The following is a 19721-nucleotide window of genomic DNA, read 5'->3' as shown; positions in this document are numbered from 1 at the left end:
TGACAGTCTGGCCTACACTTTATTGTTTGCGTTGGTTAAATAACCATTCACGAACTGGTTCTATACTGTAAGCAATACGCCATGTGTTACGATGCCCGCTGGCACCTTCTCGCGAAGAGTATTCATCAAATACACTGTCTTTTATAAAAACGGTATAACGGATATTACTTTGTTCTTCAAACAATGTGTCGGCAGCAAATCGATATTGTTCAGGGTCCCATTGACCATTCCATGCTGCACGAGAAACTTTTCCCCCAAACTGCTCAAGACGTTCAGTAATCGCGTTGAAGCTGGGAAAAGCCCCTGCATCATCTTCTGAGGCCATAAACCACAATTTGTTTTTAGCTATTGGAGCAACCTGTTCCGCATCCCATTTTCCTGCAACCAGGTAACTCGCTGTGAAAAAGTCAGGATATTTGATATTCATAGCGATGGCCAGCATACATCCCCCTGACTGACCAGTAACATAAATACGTTCAGGATCTATTTTATATTCTTTCATCAAAGACTGAACAAGATTTATTGTTGTATCAAGCAACGTAGATGTACGCCAGTCATCATCAGCAATGATTTCATTATACTGAGGAGCTAAAACATAGCAGGGTCGTTTCAGTTGTTCTTCCGGTTCTGCCCAAATTACTGCGCCTAGCCCCTGAAACAGAGTCGTTGTTATTTGTGCACTGGTAGCCCCTGCATCATGCATAAAAAGAACCAATGGCAATACTTTATTTTGTTCTTCAGGAATAAAGAAATTATATTCTAGTATTTTTCCGCTTTCATTATCTTTATATTTACCATGTCTAAAACTATCGACCACCAGATTTGAAACGGCGTTAGTTTCCAGCGTGGTATTTTGTGTAATCACAGTTGCAGATGCATCTTTATATCTAATAGTTTGGTTTAGTTTTTCTCCTGCAACCCAGGAGGGTTTACCTTGCCCTTGTTTGGGAACTGCTTTTTGTATTGTTGGGTCCGTTATAGTTTCTTGCCATTCATTTTGTGGTTTGCTGTGGTCCAGTTCAAGAATCGCGTACTTACCTGATTTTGCCTCAACCAAAGCTGTTGACTGACTGATAACCACTTTATTGATATGATAATTTTTTACGCTAAACTCTGTTGACGAAAGTTCTTCCTTATTTATAGGCTTTTCAAATTCTACAGCTATCGCAATAAGTCGAACTCCGTCACCAAAAACTTGTGTAATAGCTGTAGCCTTTATTGCCTTGTTGTTTGTGTTTGCGAATACAATGCGAGGCATTGAAACAACTAAAGCACCCGCAATACTTTTAATTAAAAACTCTCTGCGCGTCGGCATAAATGCCCTCTTTACTTTTGATAAAAATTAAATGAATATCAGCATGATACCAGGACTATATTTTTTCAACTTTATCATTCGTGCTTGTATTTAACTTATTTTCAGTGCTAACTCTGTACCTCGTTTTATCGGCAATGTTATAGAAATAAAACCATTCTGTGGATCACGAACATAAGATAAAAAATCCGGTTCTGCGTTATCATTTAATATATATCCTCCTACTCGTAACTGTGGCGCAACGATCTCAGTAACCTTACGAGCGAGGCTTGGGCCATCCGCAAGAGGGAAACCATCAATAAGAATAAAATCGACAGGACCACCGAGATCTTTCAGCGTTTCTCTCGCATCACCGACACGAATATCAACAAAAGACGTAAGACCTGCCTCTGCCAGATTTCGAGACGCGACTTCAGCTTTTTCCCGTACCATTTCAGAACCAATCACCAGTCCGCCACCATTATCTTTCATCGCAGCGGCAAAATAGAGCGCTGACATACCTACAGAAGTTGCAAAGTCCACAACGCGAGTGGCTTTCATTGCCCGGCACAGTAAGTAGATAAGTTCCCCCTGTTCTGGGGCTATGGAAAAGCCATAACTGGAAAATCTTTCAGGATCAAGTGCCGGAGCTTCGCGAAACAGTTCCTGCGGGGGATGTTTGCGTTCATTATTCATGCGTTCCAGAACACGTATAACCTGGGGATCACGAATGGGGCAGATACTATTATTTAATCGACTCATAAATAAGGACCTGTATTTTATGAAGTGATGTTACCTGGTTGTTTTCATACACCATGTTATGATCATTGCTTATGTTGTTGGTATAGTGATACCATTTTTGGTACTGGTCAAGTACCAAAAATTAATGCAGGAGTAAATGTTTTGATGAACAAGAGCGAAGTGAGGACACCGGTGCGACGGGGAAGACCTAAAAGTGCGGGGCTTGGTGAGCGTAAGAAAGCGATAGTTATTGGCGCGTATAGTGCCTTCATTGAGCTTGGTTTTGCCCAAACCTCAACCACAGAAATTGCTCGTCGGGCAAAAGTATCAAAAAGAACAATTTATGAGGTATTCAGTAATAAGAAGGAAATTTTTTCAGAAGTAATTAAAGAATATAAAGCCCTGTTCCTCGATCTCCCAAGACCGGAAAACGAGAAGCTCCCCATTAATGAAACTCTGTTTCGTATATTCCGATTAGATATAAGTCAAGAAGAAGCTAAAGAGAGAGAAGCACTCTTAAAATTAATGACACGTGAATCAATTCTCTTTCCAGAGCTTTCAGACTATTTATATGCCACTAAAACGCTTCGCTCAAGAGAACTGTTAATCGAATGGCTGGATATTCAGCAAGCTCAAGGGCGTATTGCTGTTAAAAATACGGGTAATTGCGCTGGAATGCTAATGGATATTGTTTTTGGCGCATTGCTTCCTCGTCGATGGGTTTTGGATGTTAACGAAGATCAGACATTAACACCTGAAGGTCGTCAGCAACAACTTGAGGAAATAAAAGAGCGTATCGAAACTGTTATACAAGGGATTGAAGTGGTCAACAAAAACTAGCCACGATTATGGGGATACTTACACAACATCATAATCCCCAAAATTGAGTCCATTCCGTTTAGGGAGATATACAAAAATGATAGCAAGCGCATGCCTGGTATGACTAAAATACGCCATGAATCTGAATCGTTTTTGCTATTTGCTCCTCCTTTTAACGGCTGCCAGCAGTGTGTTACTGGCGGAGCCGTTTGCTGCGTGGGTTACATGCGTAAACCTGCTCACCCTGGTAATTTATGGTACTGATAAGCTGGCTGCACGTAGAGGCTGGCGCAGAGTGCCAGAAGCAACTCTGCTGGTGTTTGGCTTTGTCGGAGGTTGGGTTGGTGCAATTATTGGTCAACAGGTCTTTCGACATAAAACACAGAAACAGCCATTCAGAACCTACTTCGCAATCAGCGTCGTATTGAACGTGATGATCCTGTCAGTTGTGATATATGAATTGTATCAACCATAAAACCCGGTATCCGCTCCGGGAGTTACAGGCAGTAGCTCCATGCTATTTCACCGGCGCTTTACTCATGCACTTATTTGGATCCTTACGACCAGGAAACACTAGAGGATAATTTCCTGTCATTATCTGAAGCGTTTTGAGTATTGTAATTGCCTGAATTGAAAGCGGAACAATATGTGGTCGCCTCATTTTCATCCGTTGCGCAGGGATCTCCCATATCGCTTTATCGAGGTTGAATTCGCTCCAGAGCGCCGCTCTCCACTCTCCGGTTCGAACACCTGTAATAATCAACAATCTCGCCCCCAAAACAACCAGCGGACTACCTGTGTAACCAGATAACGCATTAAAGAAAATACGGTTGATAATGGAAGATAAGGAACGGGCAGTGAGCTGTAGTATGTGCGGGGTCAATTGACTTAGATAGACTTGGGAAGAGTTTGAAATGGTGCCGATAATAGGAGTCGAACCTACGACCTTCGCATTACGAATTATAAGAATCCGCTTCTAATTCAAAGCATTACCCCATCAACACTGCGCTCACACGTCCCACCACATCAAAACATGTAAAGCCTTGCAAGCTATTGTGAGGCCTTATGTGTCTCAGTTTTGTCCCACCTTGTATTACTACTTGCATAACCAATGAAGATAAACGTGACGACAAACGACGCTGCAGTCTTCTTTTCTTTCACACTTTCCCCACTCAGCATGCATACCTTCTACTATAACTGTAGTGAATGTCTGTTATGAGCGAGTAACTGACCTCGATTTAAATAAATTATAAGGCTTCAAATGTTATTGGCACAAATTTCTGAGATGCATACAGTCACACTAAGTGTTTAAACAAGGTTCTGGACTATGACTAACCCATCAGTTAAGTTTGTTTCCGACCTGTCGTTCCCCCCCTGTCAGGAGCCACTTTTTCCGTGTTATTTTTTAAGGATAATTCATGAGTAATGGAGCACAATCATTTCTTAGTCAATTGCTAATTGCCATAATCTCTATATCTTTAGGGTCATTTCTTTTTGCTGGGATTCTAGAGAGCTACAAAAAAGACCAAGGTCTTCAGGAGGAGATTATAAAGGATTACTTTAGACCAATGATGGAATTACAAAACTCTTGTTCATCTTCACATAATGAACTATTTCTAAAGTATGGAGAGTTATCTGGTTCTTATCAGCTCATGTCTAATGAAACAGTACATATGACAATGACCCCTGATTCAAAATTAGGCCAACATTATGAAGCTCTCCCAATGTCTATTATTAAAGCAAATACAGAGTTAAAAAAAAGAGTTGAAGACCTTGAAATAACGGTAAAAAAATGCAAGACCGATTTATTCCTCAAGTACGAAGAGCTTGCATTAGTTACTGGTTCATATCAAGAGTTTAGGAGCTTAGCGAAAAATTATACGAATACGATTAACACCATCTATTCAGAAAGACAAAAAAAAGCTAAGGAAAATACAAAAAATATAGACCCTAATCAACTAATTCCATTGATGCGGAAATTTATTGCTATGGATCTATCCACCCATGCAAACAAATCCATGCTTGCCAGTGAAATGGATAACATATCTAAACTAACAACGCAGCATAGTTTGATAATGGCAGAGTATGAGGAGTTAATTTTCAAAGAAGATAATGATTTATTTCTAAGTCTTCATGACCTTTATGCAATCAAAATTAGTGAAAAGTATTCAGGTGGATTTATCAGCTGGATATTTTAAAACATGATAACTCATCAGATACGACGCTTACTATGTAGAACGCGTAAATCTGTGAAGGTTACCAATGTGTTAGGTAATGTCCGCTCCTAGCACCAAGCGGACAGCCTCTTGGATCTGAAGGTCCCCCTTTAAGCGAGAAAAGGACATTTAATTTTCAAGTCGTGGAAATCGAAGGCAGTACCTGCCGGAGCCATTGCATCGAAGCCTGGATAATATCCAGGCTTCACCAGGCTCATTTATAAAATGCTGTGGTAAGGATTACTCAACGGTCACGACTATTTTGCCTACCTGGCCATTGGCCTCCATATAGCGCTGGGCGTCTGCAATCTCTTCGAACGGGAACGTTTTATCGATGACCGGTTTCAATTTGCCAGCTCGTAAGCCTTCTGTGATGAAGGATTTTGCGCGCGCCATTTTTTCAGAGTCAGTCGTGATTTCAAACAGCTCATATCCACGCAGAGTGAGATGCTTACCGAGAATATTAAATACAGGCACAAGCATGTCACGGCTATCGAGCGCGCCATACTGGAAAAACATGCCCTGTGGTGCCATCACCTGCGTCAGTTTTGCCACGTCCGGCCCGCCGACGGGATCAAAAACAATATGGGCACCTACGCCATCTGTTGTTCGATTGATTTCAGCAACCATATCCAGCTCTGCAGTAGCAATGACGGCAGCTGCGCCAGCTTTCAGTAGCATTTCACTTTTTTCAGAGGTCCGAGTGAGTGCAATTGGGTTTGCACCCAGCATGTTAGCTATCTGTATGGCAGCCAGACCTACGCTGCTTGATGCTGCGCGGATCACAACATTCTGACCAGCCTGAAGATTGCCATATTCAACCAGCGCACCATAAGCGGTGACATACATCATCCAGCTTGCAGCGGCTTCCTCAAAAGAAAGGTTTTCAGGATGCTTCACGATAGCATGCACAGGTGCATTGACCACTTCACCGTACATACCGTATTCATTAAACATAAATGAAGGGATAACGCTGACCAGATCTCCAATGGTAAACTCATCAACATTCTCACCTACGGCCTGCACAACGCCAGCCGCTTCATAACCAAGACGTGCCGGAAATTCCGGCTCAATAACATACTGGCCGTTGCGGTACATGATTTCTGCACGGTTGATACCTATCGCATGTACGCGGATCTGCACTTCACCCGCTGTCGGCGCAGGCACCTGTACATCAACAAATTCCAGCACTTCCGGGCCTCCGGTACGGTTAAAGGTAATAACTTTAGACATATTCAGCTCTCTTCAGTTAAAGGCACTCCTTCAGAATAATGCCGAAGGGATGCCCGAATCATTTGTGAACAATCTACGTTGTTACAAACACACCAGAAATAGCTGAGAGGGAACTTCAGTATTAATTATCCATTAACAATCCGCCTGCTTCAGCGGATCTGCGTGGCCAGAACATCACTGAACCAGTCGATAAAGACGCGCACTTTTGGAGAAAGGTAGCGCCTGTCGGGATACATCACTGACACGGGCTTTGACACCGATGGGTATTGCGGCAGAATCTCTTCAAGAGCGCCGGAAGCAATATGGGGAGCAACGGCATCATAGGTAGCTTGGATAATGCCCAGACCAGCCAGAGCACAGGAAAGCAGAATATCGGAATTATCAACCAGCAGGCTGCCCGCAGGACGTAGCGAAACAATGCTCCCGTTTTCGATAAACTTCCATTCCATGACGTCACGACTGTGGTCGCTAAAAAAGTTAATTGCCCGATGTTTATCCAGATCCGCAAGTGTTTCTGGCCGCTCATGCTGCTGCAGGTAAGACGGGGCTGCACAGGTAACCATCCGGATGTCACCAAGACGTCTGGATATAAAACTAGAATCCTGAAGCGCACCCAGGCGGATAAGGCAATCTACGCCTTCCGTGATCAAATCAGTTTTTTTATCCGAAGAAACCAGCACAACTTCAATACCTGGATACAGTGTCTGAAAATGCCTAAGATTAGGGATCAATATGGAATGCGCCAGCGCCAGGGGCACATCAAGTCTCAGGCGTCCTCGCGGTGGAAGAGTCGGTGAAAAACTGGCCATCATGTCATTAACTTCGGCCAGGACATGCCTGGCATGATGATAGAACTCATCCCCTTCAGCAGTAACGCTCAGCTTTCGGGTTGTGCGATAAATGAGTTTTACACCCAGATCATGCTCTATCTGCTGTATTGCTTTGCTCACGGTGGGGCGATGGATCTGAAGTACATCAGCAGCTTTAGTGAAGCTACCCTGCTCAACAACCTGTATGAAAATATTTAGGTATTCAATCATGTTGGCATGCACGTGATCACCTGTTTTGTAGGCTGTTTAAAACTGACATTGTAAAGTAAACCATCCCAACGACATTATTTTTTTCGTTCAGATAAGGGCTTCCTGGCTGTCACAATGTCCGCTTCTGGCACATAGCAGTTCTAGAGACAATGGCGTAAAGTCATGGAGAATCGGTGGGAGGATATTCAGTTTCATTCATGCCGAAATACGGTAAAATCTATAACAGATAGAAATCATTCAATACTCGCACTATCGAAAGTTCACCAGCCAACCGCAGCACGTCCTGCATACGTCGTGTCTGCGGTTTTTCTTTTTCGCTTACATTGTGTCTGGTTCTTCCGGCCACTCAATATCAGGTGCAGTTGATGTATCAACACGGTTCAGCAACACCCGATACTTTTTCCAGGCTTCCAGCAACGAGTTTTCTTCCTCCGTTGCGATCTCCAGATCTACCGCATCCTGAAGCGGCGCAATATGCTCACTGGCTACCTGCATCAGGCTGTTTTTTGTTTCTTCCGCCTCCCGGATCCGGAACAGTTTTTCTGCTTCTGCATCTTTCACCCAGGCTGTGCCGTTCCACTTCTGATATTCCCCTTCCGGTGACAACCAAGTAACATTTTCCGGTAACGGACCGAGTTCAGAAATAAATAACTCGTCCCCTGACGCTACGTCATAAACCGTTTTACCCCGATGGTCTTCAACGAGATGCCACGATGCCTCATCACTGTTGAAAACAGCCACAAAGCCAGCAGGAATATCTGGTGGTGCAATATCGGTACTGTTTGCTGGCAGACCTGTATGAGGCGGAATATATGCGTCACCTTCACCAATAAATTCATTAGTTCCGGCCAGCAGATTATAAATTTTTATGGTCCGTGCTTGTTCACTCATTCTGAATGCCATTATGCAAGCCTCACAATATAGTTAAATGCGATGTTTTTGACGGTGTTTTCCGCGTTACCAGCAGCGTTAACGGTGATGGTGTGTCCATGTGAGCCAATCGTAACGGAGTGCGTATGAGCACCAATACCGACAGTATGTGCGTGTGCACCTGCGCTTGCAGCAGTGCCGGACAGTGAGTGGGTATGCGCGCCAGCAGAGTTCGTATTCGCCATCGTGCCAATGCCCAGACCAACCGCCCCTTGTACCTGGTATGATTTACTTCCGACAGCTGTAGAACCATACTGATAGGTGTCTTTAAAAGTGCTTGTATTAAACCTGCGACCATCAACGTGCGAGTGTGCTCCGGCCGAGCTTGTAGAGCCGCTCAGACTGTGCGTATGCGCCCCGGTGTTATTCGTGGATTTAGTGCCGTAATCAAACGACGATGTGGTTTTCGTACCCAAATCCGTACTGGATGCGCTGGCGCTGTGGGTGTGCGATTTAATGCCGTCCTGTTCCTGAGACAATACGGCACGACCACTGGCGGGCTTGCCCTTAATCGTCCAGCCACGCATATCAGGGATCACGCCTGACGGATAAGCGACTGCAAGTTTCGGGTAGGCAGATTTGTCAAAAGTCTGCCCCTGCATCAGGGCATAACCAGACGGAACGGTATCTGATGGCCACGGGATTGGTGCGCCGACTGGGTAGCTTTCTGGTGGAAGATTTTTCGAGGTATAAACTTCTGCCCAGTCATCCTCAAAACCATAACCGTCTCTTGAAGAACGGTAGAACAGACCACCATTTCTGTAATGCGCCTTCATCTGCAAGGTCCGGCAACTTCCGACTCCGGTATAGAAGTTAACCAGAATATAGCTGTCGCCAGAGCGAGTGACATTGTAAGCGCCTGATTCGGCATTCCAGGGAACGCCCCCATCCGCATCGGCATACGTATCCGTTGCTCTTCTGGCAAAAGCAGCAACATGCGCAGCGGTTAAAGTGATATCAGTAGAACCATCAAACGAAACACCAGATATTTTTATTGCTGTCTGAAGTTTCGTAGCTGTATCAGAATTTCCCTTAATCCCCTTAGGAGAATTAAGTGATGTATTGATCGTCACTTCACCTGTTGCGTTATTTACTGCAAATGGTCGAAGACCGTTCCAGCCACCGTACTGGTCGCCTTTATCAGTCATGAGCAAGTAAGTATTTGCTCCATCATTTCGCCATATGACACCGTAATCACCTGCAATCATCCTTAACGCGTTCTGACTACGGACAATAACTTCATCATTAGCGTAAATCTTATTCCCGCTAATGTCTGACTTACTCAAAACAGGATACGAACTATAAAATCCATTACCTTGTTTAAAATCTAAAATTAAATTTACCGCAACTGATTCAGAATAAGGATCAGTTGCGCCAAATTTATAAGTCGTTTCAGCAACAATATAATCAGAAGCAGGTGCAGTAACGGAGAGACCTTCTTCTAAAAAGACCTCTACGGGAAATGCCCCACCTTCTATATAGAATACGCTGTCTACGGTATCGCCTTTATTACTCATCAGAATGGAATGAATAGCGCGTTCCGATGATGAATAAGCCCAGAACATACCACAGGCATAGCTACCCCGGTCCGTCCAGCCGCCTGCGCAAACAAAACCATTAAACTCACAATTATTCATTCTGTGATTAGCTGAGCGACTTGGCGTTAAAATGACAACGCGGGATGCCCGATGGCTGTCATTCCTTTTTATCACTAACGGATAATATTTACCTTCCTGGACACCCGCCGGGGCATTTACCACAACGTATCGCATCCCCTTTTTCTGATCCACTTCACCTTTGCTGTAAACATTAATGTTACTCAGGAAGCGGTCCTTGTCGGGAATATCAGCACCGTTCTGGTCTTTCTGCAGACGTTTCTCTGCATTGTCATAGGCTGCTTTTACTGCCTTTGGCGTTGCCGCCAGCGTTTCAGACGTGCTGTTGGTCGCACTGCTGAGCTGTACTCCCCCCTTTTTCGTCGTGCTCGCATCCTCAAGCGCCACGGCGGATGCAATATCCTCTGCACGTTTTGCCGCTGTCTCAGCGCGCGTTGCTGCGGATTCTGCCGTACTTTTGCTCTGTGCTGCCGCTGCCGCACTGCCAGCTGCCTCTGTCGCCTTCGTGGATGCCGTCGTGGCGCTGCTCTTCGCTGCTGACGCTTGTCTGGTCGCCTCATCTTTTGAAGCAGACGCAGATGATGCCGATGACGCCGCCGAACTGGCTGACGATGCGGCAGCCGTTTTTGAGGATTCTGCGCTGGTTTCCGACGCTTTCGCGTTCGTTTCGGATGTCTTCGCTGCGGAAGCTGACCTCGCTGCTGTGCTGGCCTGTTCAGTGGCTTCGCCAGCCTTCGTTGTGGCTGTTGAAGCGGATGATGCGGCGCTTTCTGCCGATTTTCCGGCGGCGGTGGCACTGGCTGAGGCCTGCCCGGCACTTGTTGACGCGGCACTGGCAGACGACGCAGCCGCTGTTTTTGAGCCTGCCGCAGCTGAGGCGCTCTGTCCCGCTGCCGTCTCAGAAGACCTGGCGTTCGTCTCGGACGTTTTTGCCGCCTTCGCGGAATTTGCTGCCGCCGTTGCCGAGGAAGCTGCGCTACTGGCGCTCGAGGATGCGTTCGTTTCTGATGATTTTGCCGCCTCTTTTGAAGCCGACGCATCCCGGGCTGAAGTGGCGGCTTCTGACGCTTTCGTCGTCGCAGTGGATGCAGAAGTGGCTGCTGATTTTTGTGACGCTGCAGCATTCGTTTCTGACGTTTTCGCGGCACCGGCACTGGTGGCCGCCGCGCTTTTTGAGGACTCTGCAGCGGCAGCACTTTTTGATGCTTCAGTGGCCTTTGTTGATGCCGTTCCTGCGCTGGAAGACGCCTCCTGAGCCGACGTCGCGGCCTGTCCGGCTGACGAGCTGGCTGCACGCGCTGAGCCTGCAGCATCAGTCGCATGGGTTGCCGCCTCACTGGCAGATGTGCCGGCATCACTGGCTGACTTCTTCGCGGCTGCCGTGTTCTGTGCCACCGCGGACGCGTTACGCGCCACCTCTTCCACCATCAGTTCAAAACGGCGCAGAGCCTCCGGACGGGCATCATCCTCCGTCATGGCACCGAGAAAATCATTCAGCGTACCGGGTCGGGAATCTTCATACACGGTGATGGTCCCGGCATGTGACGGCGGGAATCCTTCCACCAACAGAATAACGCTGTACTGACCGTACTCAACGTCCATGCTGTAACGCCCGGCTTCATCCGGATTTTCTGAGGCCAGCGTGTTCACCACCACCGTGGTGCTGTTACGTTTTGCTTTCAGCTGGATTGTGCAGTTCTGTACCGGTTTTCCTGTGCCGTCTTTCAGTACACCTGAAATCTTTACTGCCATATTCACCCCACAAAAAAGCCCGCCTGAACCGGCGGGCTGTCATAACACTGTGTTACCTGGCTAATCAGAACTTATAACCGACACCCACGATGAAACCGTCAGTGCGCCAGTCGCCACTGCCGGAGCCTTCATAAGCAATATCAATGGCCACGGATTCGGTCGGGTTAAACTGCACGCCAGCTCCCCACGCCAGAGACGTGTTGCTGTGGCGACCGTCATCACTTCCGGTCAGCACGTCGTGCGTTTTCCCCTTGTTGTCAGTTACGCGGAGATAATCCCCGGAGAAAGTCGACACACGGCTGTAAGCCACACCCGCCATCGCATACGCGCTGAACCATTCATTCACGCGCACAGACGGCCCCGCCATTACGCTGAACCAGCGGTTACGAACGGAATCTTCATGCCAGCGGGTATCGCTGTAATGGGTCAGCTGGCGATTCTTGTCTCCTGCATAGCTGAATGACGTCACCAGCCCCAGCGTATCCGTAAACTCATAACGGTATTTCACGTTAATCCCGTTCAGATCATCACTGCCGGGAACGTTGGTCCGGGCATGAAGATACCCCGCGCTCAGCGTGGACTGATGTTCAGACGCCCATGCAGGCGCACCGGATACGGCCAGACAAATGGCTGCGGACAAAATGGCTGCACAAACTTTACGCATAATTACCTCTCGCTTTTCTGCAATAAAAAAGGCGTCATTCCTGACGCCATTTATTGGGGTTATAAATATTTCAACGAATACTGATGCCGGAAGCCGCTTTTTTGGTCACAATCACCGTACAGTCGGTGATATTGCCTGCCCCCTGATTGCCTTTCTGGAAAATCTTAAACTCCAGAGTGACGCTACCACCACCACTAGGCATATCAATAACTGCACTGTAACTACCGGGAATGGCCCCTTTAGTTTCTCTGGATGCGATTAATACGCCGTTTTTGCGAACTTCAAAACCATAACCCGTGTATCGCGTGCCTCCCGGGTTATTTCCGCTCCCCGGATCGTCATACGCTATACCGTTAAAAATAATGGGCGGAATAATAATCTGGCGGTCAAAGTTATGATCATCGCTGATGGTGACTGTAACCGTCCCGTTTGGTGTTTCCGTGTTACCCCACGTACCAGCCTGTTTCGGAAATGATTTGGATACAGCTTTAACGAAGTCACCTCTGACCTGAGTCGCCTCCAGCATGCCCTTAATCGTACAGTTTTCATTTACCGTGACATTGTTGAGCGTCCCGGCGTTCGCATTCACACTGCCACTGATATCCGCATTTTTAGCGGTCAGCTTTCCGTCTGATGTCAGGGAAAATACCGGAGGACTGCCACCACTGGTAATGGTGGGGGCCGTCAGGCGCTTCAGGAACACGTCGTTCATGAATATCTGATTGCCCTGCGCCACAAACATCGGCGTTTCATTCCCGTTTGCCGGGTCAATAAATGCGATACGGTTAGCGGCAACCAGAAACTGACTCAGTTTGCCTTCCTCCGTGTCCTCCATGCTGAGGCCAATACCCGCGACATAATGTTTGCCGTCTTTGGTCTGCTCAATTTTGACAGCCCACATGGCATTCCACTTATCGTTGGCGTCCTTCCACTCTTTCGAAAACTCCTCCAGTCTGCTGGCGTTATCCTCCGTCAGCTCGACTTTTTCCAGCAGCTCCTTGCCGAGATGGGATTCGGTTATCTTGCCTTTGAAAAAATCCAGGTAACCTTCCGCATCATCGCTCGCCCGACCGACGGCCTCCACGAATGCCGATTTGCCAACGGTGTTCACACTGCGGATATAAAAGTAATAATCATGGCCCGGTTTGATATTGATACTGGCGGCTATCCAGTACAGCGCCGTACCAAGATAGCGGGCTGTGGTTTCAACCTGCCTGATATCGGTAATCCGCTTTTCCGAGAACCAGAACTCAAACTGTACCGTCGGGTCATAAACGGCAAGATGCGGCGTGGCGGTTATCTGAAAATAGCCCGGCGTCAGCTCAATCCTCGACGGTGCTGCCGGTGCGGCAATCCGGAACGATACCGACGCCGGATCGCCCTGCTGCCCCCACGCATTTACCGCCCGGACTGTCAGCCTGTAGTTCCCCAGCGCCAGTTGCGTGAAGCGGTATGTGGTTTCCGTCGTCCGGGCCGTGCTGACCAGCCGCTCACTGCCGTCATCCGCTGTTACGGTCAGACGGAGCAGGAAGCTCACGCCCTTCACCACCTTCGGCGTGTCCCAGCGCGCCAGCACCTGATATTCCCCGCTGTCTGCGGTGACTTCGGCGGTCAGGTGCTGCACCGCTGGCGGCGTGACACCATTCACCGTGCCGCTCTGGTCGCCGTCAAAGTGCGCCCCGTTATCCACGATGGCTTCTTTTTCCGGTACATGCTGCACGGCAGTGATGGCATACGTGCCGTCATCGTTCTCACGGATACTCACACAGCGGAACAGGCGCTGACGCAACGTCGGCAACTTCAGCCCCCACACACTGTATTCTGCAACGCCGTCAGGAACCCGGTTCACTTTCACCTTAAGTCCGTCGGTGACGGACTGAACCTCCACGCTGACCGGATTACCACTTCCGTCAACCAGGCTTATCAGCGTGGTACCGGAGGATGGCAGCGTGATTTCACGGTCGAGCGTCAGCGTCCGGGTCTGGCTGTTCACCGCCAGCACGCGACCACCGGTGCTGATACCGGCATAGTCATCATCGCAGATTTCAATGACATCGCCCGGTACATGGCGAAGCCCTTCAGCACCCACGCTGAAATCCACGGTCTGCGTCTCCAGCAGTTCCGTTTTAATCAGCCACAGCCCGGCGCGGTGTGCCTGCCCCCGGCTGGTACAGCCAAAGGCATCCATCTTCGTGACATTACGACCGTAACGGGCAATGGCCTGCGTATCTTCAACAAGCTCTGTCGCCGTCTCCCAGCCGTTGTTCGGGTCAATCCAGTTCACCTCAACGGCATTATGGCGGTCCTTCAGGGCGCTGAAGCTGTAGCGGAACGGCGCGCCATCATCCGGCATCACCACATTACTGCGGTTATAGGTCCACACCTTATCTGATGGTCGGTCCTGCACGAACGTCAGCGTCTGCCCGTTCCATACCGGCATACAGCGCATCGCCGAGCAGAAATCACTGAGCACATCCCACGCCTTACGCTGCGTGGTCAGCCAGGCATTACAGGTGATGCGCGGCTCCGTGCCGCCAAAACCGTCCGGCACTGACTGGTCGCAGTACTGGCCGATGACATACAGCGCCCATTTATCCACATCCGCCGCACCAAGACGTTTCCCCATGCCGTAGCGCGGGTGGGTCAGCATATCCCACAGACACCAGGCCGGGTTGTTGCTGTATGCCGGCTTAAACGTTCCGTCCCAGATACCGCTGTATTGCCGCGTCTGCGGGTTATAGTTCGACGGCACCTGCAGAATGCGCCCGCGAAGATGATAATTACGGCTCACCTGCTGGCTGCCGAACTGCTCCGAGTCCACCTGCACGCCGACCAGTGCCGTGTTCGGGTAGCACTGTTTCACATCGATGATTTCGGTGTATGACGACCAGAGCGTTTTGTTCTGCAGCTGGTCTGTGGTGCTGTCCGGCGTCATCCTGCGCATCCGGATATTAAACGGGCGCGGCGGCAGGCTACCCACCACCACCGAGGCCAGATACTGCGAGGTGGTTTTGCCCTTAATGGTGATGTCTTTTTCCGTCACCCAGCCACCGTTACGTTGTATCTGAACCAGCAGACGGACTTCCGACGGATTCCTGTCACCCTTTGAGGTGGTTTCCACCAGTGCCTGTACACCGAAGGTAAAGCGCAGACGGTCGATGTTTGCAGACGTAATGGTGCGGGTGATCGGCGTGTCATATTTCACTTCCGTACCCAGCACCGTCTCGGAGCCGGAGGATTCAAACCCCTCCGGCGGTGTCTGCTCCTGCTCACCGGCACGGAACACCACCGTGACACCGGAGATGTTGGTATTCCCCTCAGTGTCCAGCACCGGCGTACTGTTCAGCAGCACGCTTTTTAATCCATCCACCGGACCTTCAACCGGCCCTTCGCTGATGGCATCGATCACACTCAGCAACTGCGTGGACTTCAGGTTGTCCTTCGCTTCGCGCGGGGTATGCCCCTTACTGCTTCCTTTACCCATTCCTCACGCTCCATAAATGACAAAACCGCCCGCAGGCGGTTTCACATAAAACATTTTGCATCAGCGACCAATCACCACAACCTGACCACCGTCCCCTTCGTCTGCCGTGCTGATCTCCTGAGAAACCACGCGTGACCCCACGCGCATTTCCCCGTACAGAACAGGCAGAACATTGCCCTGGGCAACCATGTTATCCAGTGAGGAGAAATAGGTGTTCTGCTTACCGTTATCCGTTGTCTGTGTACGGGGAGTTCTGGCTTTCGGTGCCAGCATCTGCGCCACACCACCGAGCACCATACTGGCACCGAGAGAAAACAGGATGCCGGTCATACCACCGGCCCCAATGGCTGCCCCCCATGCTGCAAGGGTGGCTCCGGCGGTAAAGAATGATCCGGCAATGGCGGCAGCCCCCAGGACAATCTGGAATACGCCACCTGACTTGGCCCCGGCGACTCTGGGAACAATATGAACCACAGCGCCATCAGGCAGAGTCTCATGTAACTGCGCCGTTAACCCGGACGTGCTGACGTCCCGCCCGGCAATCCATACCTGATACCAGCCGTCGCTCAGTTTCTGACGAAACGCCGGGAGCTGTGTGGCCAGTGCCCGGATGGCTTCAGCCCCCGTTTTCACACGAAGGTCGATGCGGCGACCAAATCGTTGTAAATCCCCGTAAAGGCAGATGCGCGCCATGCCCGGTGACGCCAGAGGGAGTGTGTGCGTCGCTGCCATTTGTCGGTGTACCTCTCTCGTTTGCTCAGTTGTTCAGGAATATGGTGCAGCAGCTCGCCGTCGCCGCAGTAAATTGCGGCGTGATTCGGCACCGATGAACCAAAACAGCACAGCAGCACATCGCCCGGCTGTGCCGCTGACAACGGCACCTGATACAGCCCCGTCGCCTCCAGATTATCCAGATAGAGATTCTGGCCGTTACGCCACCAGTCATCCTCACGATGAAAGTCCGGCATCTCAATCCCCGCCAGATGATAAGCATCCCGGAACAGTGTGTAACAGTCCGTCACACCGTGCTCAAAGCGCCGCCCGGTGAGATGCGGCACACAGCGGAACTTATGAATCGTCCCCCGGCAGACCAGCCACCACGGCAAATCACTCTGCACCTGCAGCCGCCGGTCGGCCTCACTCAGCCAGGGCAGACCACCGGGGTGGCTGTGGACCAGCGCCACAATCTCACCCTGCATTTCTGCCTGCAGCCAGTCTTCCGGCGACATACGGAAATACGCCTCCGGCTCACCGGAGATATTCACGCAGGGGAAATATCTTTCCCCCTCCGGCGTGCTTACCACGAAGCCGCACGACTCCGCTGGCGCACATCGCCGGGCGTGCGCCAGAATCGCTGATTCTGTCTGTGTCATGGGATTTACTGCGAAAGTTTGTTAATGGAAAGGAAGCCGCCAAAGTTGCCGACGTTATTGCGGAACTTACAACCGCTCAGGCATTTGCTGCATTTATCCTTCGTGATATCGGACGTTGGCTGGTCATATTCATCCGCGACCGCCGGACCGTGATAACCGCACTCATCGCCGCGATAGGTCCAGGTGCAGGTGTTGGCCAGCATGATACGTCCCGGAAAAACAGCGCCGTCCGTTTCCGTCGGCGTGGACAGTACAAAAGAGGCACTCACCGCGTTCAGTTCGCTGCACTGCTCAATGCGCCAGCGGCTGATCACCTCCTGCTCCGGATCGGCGTCACTGTTTCCGTTGACGAAGTTCACCGCATCCAGAAAACGGGCGTAAACCTTACGCCGGACCACCGTTCCGCCGACCAGACTCTGCAGATCTTCCGCCATCCCGGTGACCATACCGTACAGGTTAGAAACCGTCAGCGTGGGGCGCGTACTGGTGCCTTTGCCATTCAGTTCAAAACCACTCCCCTGAATGGGATACGGCTGATACTGTCGCCCCTGCCAGGTGACCGGCTCACCTTTTTCGTTCTGCTCATTACAGAAAAAATAACGTTCTCCACCGACCTCTGTCAGATCGATTTCCCAGAGCACCACGCTGGCCGACTGCTCCGCACGGGTGCATTCATTCAATGTTTCCTGCCGGATATTTTGCATCAGTTCACCACCTGTTCAAACTCTGCGCTGAACTCAACACGCAGCATACTGACCCGCGACGACCATTTTGCGCAGGTCACCTTTATCTGCCGCCACTCATAAGGCGGCGTCCACAGAAAGGATTTCCAGCCACCGTGCTCAGCCAGAAACGACTCCAGCGCCGTGGCCTCCCAACGGGGAACAGAAAGCGTCACGCTGTACGTTTTCAGGTTGGCATTCAGCCCGGCAGGCGCTCGCTGGGAATAGCCATCACCAAAGCGCACCTTTCTTACAGAAGGGACCGAAGCCACATCCATACCGGGTTTCACTTTCCAGCGGAAGGTCTTCATCGTCCACCTCCGGAGAACAGGCCACCATCACGCATCTGTGTCTGAATTTCATCACGGGCACCCTTGCGGGCCATGTCATACACCGCCTTCAGAGCAGCCGGACCCATCTGCCCGTTCGTGCCGTCGTTGTTAATCACCACATGGTTATTCTGCTCAAACGTCCCGGACGCCTGCGACCGGCTGTCTGCCATGCTGCCCGGTGTACCGACATAACCGCCGGTGGCATAGCCGCGCATCAGCCGGTAAAGATTCCCCACGCCAATCCGGCTGGTTGCCTCCTTCGTGAAGACAAACTCACCACGGTGAACAATCCCCGCTGGCTCATATTTGCCGCCGGTTCCCGTAAATCCTCCGGTTGCAAAATGGAATTTCGCCGCAGCGGCCTGAATGGCTGTACCGCCTGACGCGGATGCGCCGCCACCAACAGCCCCGCCAATGGCGCTGCCGATACTCCCGACAATCCCCACCATTGCCTGCTTAAGCAGAATTTCTGTCATCATGGACAGCACGGAACGGGTGAAGCTGCGCCAGTTCTGCTCACTGCCGGTCAGCATCGCCGCCATATTCTGTGCAATACCATCAAAGGTCTGCGTGGCTGCACTTTTTACCTGCGACATACTGTCCGTGGCGCTCTCTTCCCACTCACTCCAGCCGGACTTCAGGCCTGCCATCCAGTTCCCGCGAAGCTGGTCTTCAGCCGCCCAGGTCTTTTTCTGCTCTGACATGACGTTATTCAGCGCCAGCGGATTATCGCCATACTGTTCCTTCAGGCGCTGTTCCGTGGCTTCCCGTTCTGCCTGCCGGTCAGTCAGCCCCCGGCTTTTCGCATCAATGGCGGCCCGTTTTGCCCGTTGCTGCTGTGCGAATTTATCCGCCTGCTGCGCCAGCGCGTTCAGGCGCTCCTGATACGTAACCTTGTCGCCAAGTGCAGCCAGCTGGCGTTTGTACTCCAGCGTCTCATCTTTATGCGCCAGCAGGGATTTCTCCTGTGCAGACAGCTGGCGACGTTGCGCCGCCTCCTCCAGTACCGCGAACTGACTCTCCGCCTTCCACAAATCCCGGCGCTGCTGGCTGATTTTCTCATTTGCTCCGGCATGCTTCTCCAGCGTCCGGAGTTCTGCCTGAAGCGTCAGCAGGGCAGCATGAGCACTGTCTTCCTGACGATCGCCCGCAGACACCTTCACGCCGGACTGTTTCGGCTTTTTCAGCGTCGCTTCATAATCCTTTTTCGCCGCCGCCATCAGCGTGTTGTAATCCGCCTGCAGGATTTTCCCGTCTTTCAGTGCCTTGTTCAGTTCTTCCTGACGGGCGGTATATTTCTCCAGCGGCGTCTGCAGCCGTTCGTAAGCCTTCTGCGCCTCTTCGGTATATTTCAGCCGTGACGCTTCGGTATCGCTCTGCTGCTGCGCATTTTTGTCCTGTTGAGTCTGCTGTTCAGCCTTCTTTCGGGCGGCTTCAAGCGCAAGACGGGCCTTTTCACGATCATCCCAGTAACGCGCCCGCGCTTCATCGTTAACAAAATAATCATC

The 19721-nt window shown here is 50.4% G+C and carries 16 protein-coding genes and 1 pseudogene; 3 read left to right on the top strand and 14 right to left on the bottom strand.

All coding sequences use genetic code 11. From position 1 onward, the window contains the following. Positions 1-19 precede the first annotated feature (19 nt). Together D9738_RS22550 and D9738_RS22545 are read right to left on the bottom strand one after the other, a co-directional pair. Complete coding sequence (locus D9738_RS22550) at positions 20-1315, bottom strand: PHB depolymerase family esterase (protein WP_130261234.1); 1296 nt, start codon at positions 1313-1315, stop codon at positions 20-22. 90 nt (positions 1316-1405) lie between these two features. Further along, complete coding sequence (locus D9738_RS22545; RefSeq protein ID WP_130261233.1) at positions 1406-2053, bottom strand: class I SAM-dependent methyltransferase; 648 nt, start codon at positions 2051-2053, stop codon at positions 1406-1408. Positions 2054-2197: 144 nt separating this feature from the next. Here D9738_RS22545 and D9738_RS22540 point away from each other — a divergent pair, with 144 nt between their 5' ends. Both D9738_RS22540 and D9738_RS22535 read left to right on the top strand, forming a co-directional pair. Next, entirely contained in the window at positions 2198-2872 is a 675-nt protein-coding gene (locus D9738_RS22540; RefSeq protein WP_130261232.1) for a TetR/AcrR family transcriptional regulator, read from the top strand. Positions 2873-2987: 115 nt separating this feature from the next. Beyond that, a complete protein-coding gene (locus D9738_RS22535) occupies positions 2988-3326 on the top strand; it encodes a DUF1294 domain-containing protein (RefSeq protein WP_130210782.1) in 339 nt (112 codons plus the stop codon). A gap of 48 nt (positions 3327-3374) precedes the next feature. Here D9738_RS22535 and D9738_RS22530 read toward each other — a convergent pair. Beyond that, positions 3375-3747, bottom strand: a pseudogene (locus D9738_RS22530) (tyrosine-type recombinase/integrase); the annotation flags it as partial. Between the two features lie 522 nt (positions 3748-4269). Here D9738_RS22530 and D9738_RS22525 point away from each other — a divergent pair. Continuing rightward, a complete protein-coding gene (locus D9738_RS22525; RefSeq protein ID WP_130261231.1) occupies positions 4270-5049 on the top strand; it encodes a hypothetical protein in 780 nt (259 codons plus the stop codon). Positions 5050-5307: 258 nt separating this feature from the next. Here the strand turns inward: D9738_RS22525 and D9738_RS22520 are convergent, their stop codons facing one another. From D9738_RS22520 to D9738_RS22470, 11 genes are all read right to left on the bottom strand, one after another. Next, positions 5308-6300: a zinc-dependent alcohol dehydrogenase family protein gene (locus tag D9738_RS22520; RefSeq protein WP_016248370.1), complete on the bottom strand. Its 993-nt coding sequence runs from the start codon at positions 6298-6300 to the stop codon at positions 5308-5310. A 149-nt stretch (positions 6301-6449) separates the two neighbouring features. Further along, the gene (locus D9738_RS22515; protein WP_024193551.1) at positions 6450-7340 is read right to left on the bottom strand and encodes a LysR family transcriptional regulator; all 891 of its coding nucleotides are present in this window, start codon (positions 7338-7340) and stop codon (positions 6450-6452) included. Between the two features lie 318 nt (positions 7341-7658). After that, a complete protein-coding gene (locus D9738_RS22510; RefSeq protein ID WP_130261230.1) occupies positions 7659-8243 on the bottom strand; it encodes a tail fiber assembly protein in 585 nt (194 codons plus the stop codon). Next, positions 8243-11638: a prophage tail fiber N-terminal domain-containing protein gene (locus tag D9738_RS22505; RefSeq protein WP_130261229.1), complete on the bottom strand. Its 3396-nt coding sequence runs from the start codon at positions 11636-11638 to the stop codon at positions 8243-8245. The genes D9738_RS22510 and D9738_RS22505 overlap by 1 nt, the downstream gene beginning before the upstream one ends. A 64-nt stretch (positions 11639-11702) precedes the next feature. After that, positions 11703-12302: an Ail/Lom family outer membrane beta-barrel protein gene (locus D9738_RS22500; protein ID WP_001233071.1), complete on the bottom strand. Its 600-nt coding sequence runs from the start codon at positions 12300-12302 to the stop codon at positions 11703-11705. Positions 12303-12372: 70 nt separating this feature from the next. Continuing rightward, positions 12373-15786: a host specificity protein J gene (locus tag D9738_RS22495; protein WP_130261228.1), complete on the bottom strand. Its 3414-nt coding sequence runs from the start codon at positions 15784-15786 to the stop codon at positions 12373-12375. A gap of 60 nt (positions 15787-15846) precedes the next feature. Beyond that, positions 15847-16419, bottom strand: a complete 573-nt coding sequence (locus D9738_RS22490; RefSeq protein WP_240780611.1) for a tail assembly protein — start codon at positions 16417-16419, stop codon at positions 15847-15849. Further along, positions 16416-17159, bottom strand: coding sequence for a C40 family peptidase (locus D9738_RS22485; RefSeq protein WP_000194780.1), 744 nt, complete (start codon positions 17157-17159; stop codon positions 16416-16418). Before D9738_RS22485 ends, D9738_RS22490 begins: the two co-directional genes overlap by 4 nt. A 5-nt stretch (positions 17160-17164) precedes the next feature. Further along, positions 17165-17863, bottom strand: coding sequence for a phage minor tail protein L (locus D9738_RS22480; protein WP_130261226.1), 699 nt, complete (start codon positions 17861-17863; stop codon positions 17165-17167). Further along, the gene (locus D9738_RS22475; RefSeq protein ID WP_130261225.1) at positions 17863-18192 is read right to left on the bottom strand and encodes a phage tail protein; all 330 of its coding nucleotides are present in this window, start codon (positions 18190-18192) and stop codon (positions 17863-17865) included. The genes D9738_RS22480 and D9738_RS22475 overlap by 1 nt, the downstream gene beginning before the upstream one ends. Then, on the bottom strand, positions 18189-19721 hold a 1533-nt coding region (locus tag D9738_RS22470), incomplete at its 5' end, for a phage tail tape measure protein (RefSeq protein WP_130261224.1). The genes D9738_RS22470 and D9738_RS22475, both read right to left, overlap by 4 nt.

It is taken from the genome of Escherichia sp. E10V5 (assembly GCF_004212315.1).
Taxonomy (GTDB): Bacteria; Pseudomonadota; Gammaproteobacteria; order Enterobacterales; family Enterobacteriaceae; genus Escherichia.
Note: the sequence above shows the minus strand (reverse complement) of the source record. Positions and strands in the feature narration are given on the sequence as shown.

Bases quoted from the DNA above. Each gene is read 5' to 3' on its own strand.
- D9738_RS22535 (WP_130210782.1), top strand. From the start codon at position 2,988: ATGAATCTGAATCGTTTTTGCTATTTGCTCCTCCTTTTAACGGCTGCC.
- D9738_RS22550 (WP_130261234.1), bottom strand. From the start codon at position 1,315: ATGCCGACGCGCAGAGAGTTTTTAATTAAAAGTATTGCGGGTGCTTTA.
- D9738_RS22515 (WP_024193551.1), bottom strand. From the start codon at position 7,340: ATGATTGAATACCTAAATATTTTCATACAGGTTGTTGAGCAGGGTAGC.
- D9738_RS22540 (WP_130261232.1), top strand. From the start codon at position 2,198: ATGAACAAGAGCGAAGTGAGGACACCGGTGCGACGGGGAAGACCTAAA.
- D9738_RS22485 (WP_000194780.1), bottom strand. From the start codon at position 17,159: ATGACACAGACAGAATCAGCGATTCTGGCGCACGCCCGGCGATGTGCG.
- D9738_RS22480 (WP_130261226.1), bottom strand. From the start codon at position 17,863: ATGCAAAATATCCGGCAGGAAACATTGAATGAATGCACCCGTGCGGAG.
- D9738_RS22495 (WP_130261228.1), bottom strand. From the start codon at position 15,786: ATGGGTAAAGGAAGCAGTAAGGGGCATACCCCGCGCGAAGCGAAGGAC.
- D9738_RS22510 (WP_130261230.1), bottom strand. From the start codon at position 8,243: ATGGCATTCAGAATGAGTGAACAAGCACGGACCATAAAAATTTATAAT.
- D9738_RS22505 (WP_130261229.1), bottom strand. From the start codon at position 11,638: ATGGCAGTAAAGATTTCAGGTGTACTGAAAGACGGCACAGGAAAACCG.
- D9738_RS22525 (WP_130261231.1), top strand. From the start codon at position 4,270: ATGAGTAATGGAGCACAATCATTTCTTAGTCAATTGCTAATTGCCATA.
- D9738_RS22520 (WP_016248370.1), bottom strand. From the start codon at position 6,300: ATGTCTAAAGTTATTACCTTTAACCGTACCGGAGGCCCGGAAGTGCTG.
- D9738_RS22545 (WP_130261233.1), bottom strand. From the start codon at position 2,053: ATGAGTCGATTAAATAATAGTATCTGCCCCATTCGTGATCCCCAGGTT.
- D9738_RS22475 (WP_130261225.1), bottom strand. From the start codon at position 18,192: ATGAAGACCTTCCGCTGGAAAGTGAAACCCGGTATGGATGTGGCTTCG.
- D9738_RS22500 (WP_001233071.1), bottom strand. From the start codon at position 12,302: ATGCGTAAAGTTTGTGCAGCCATTTTGTCCGCAGCCATTTGTCTGGCC.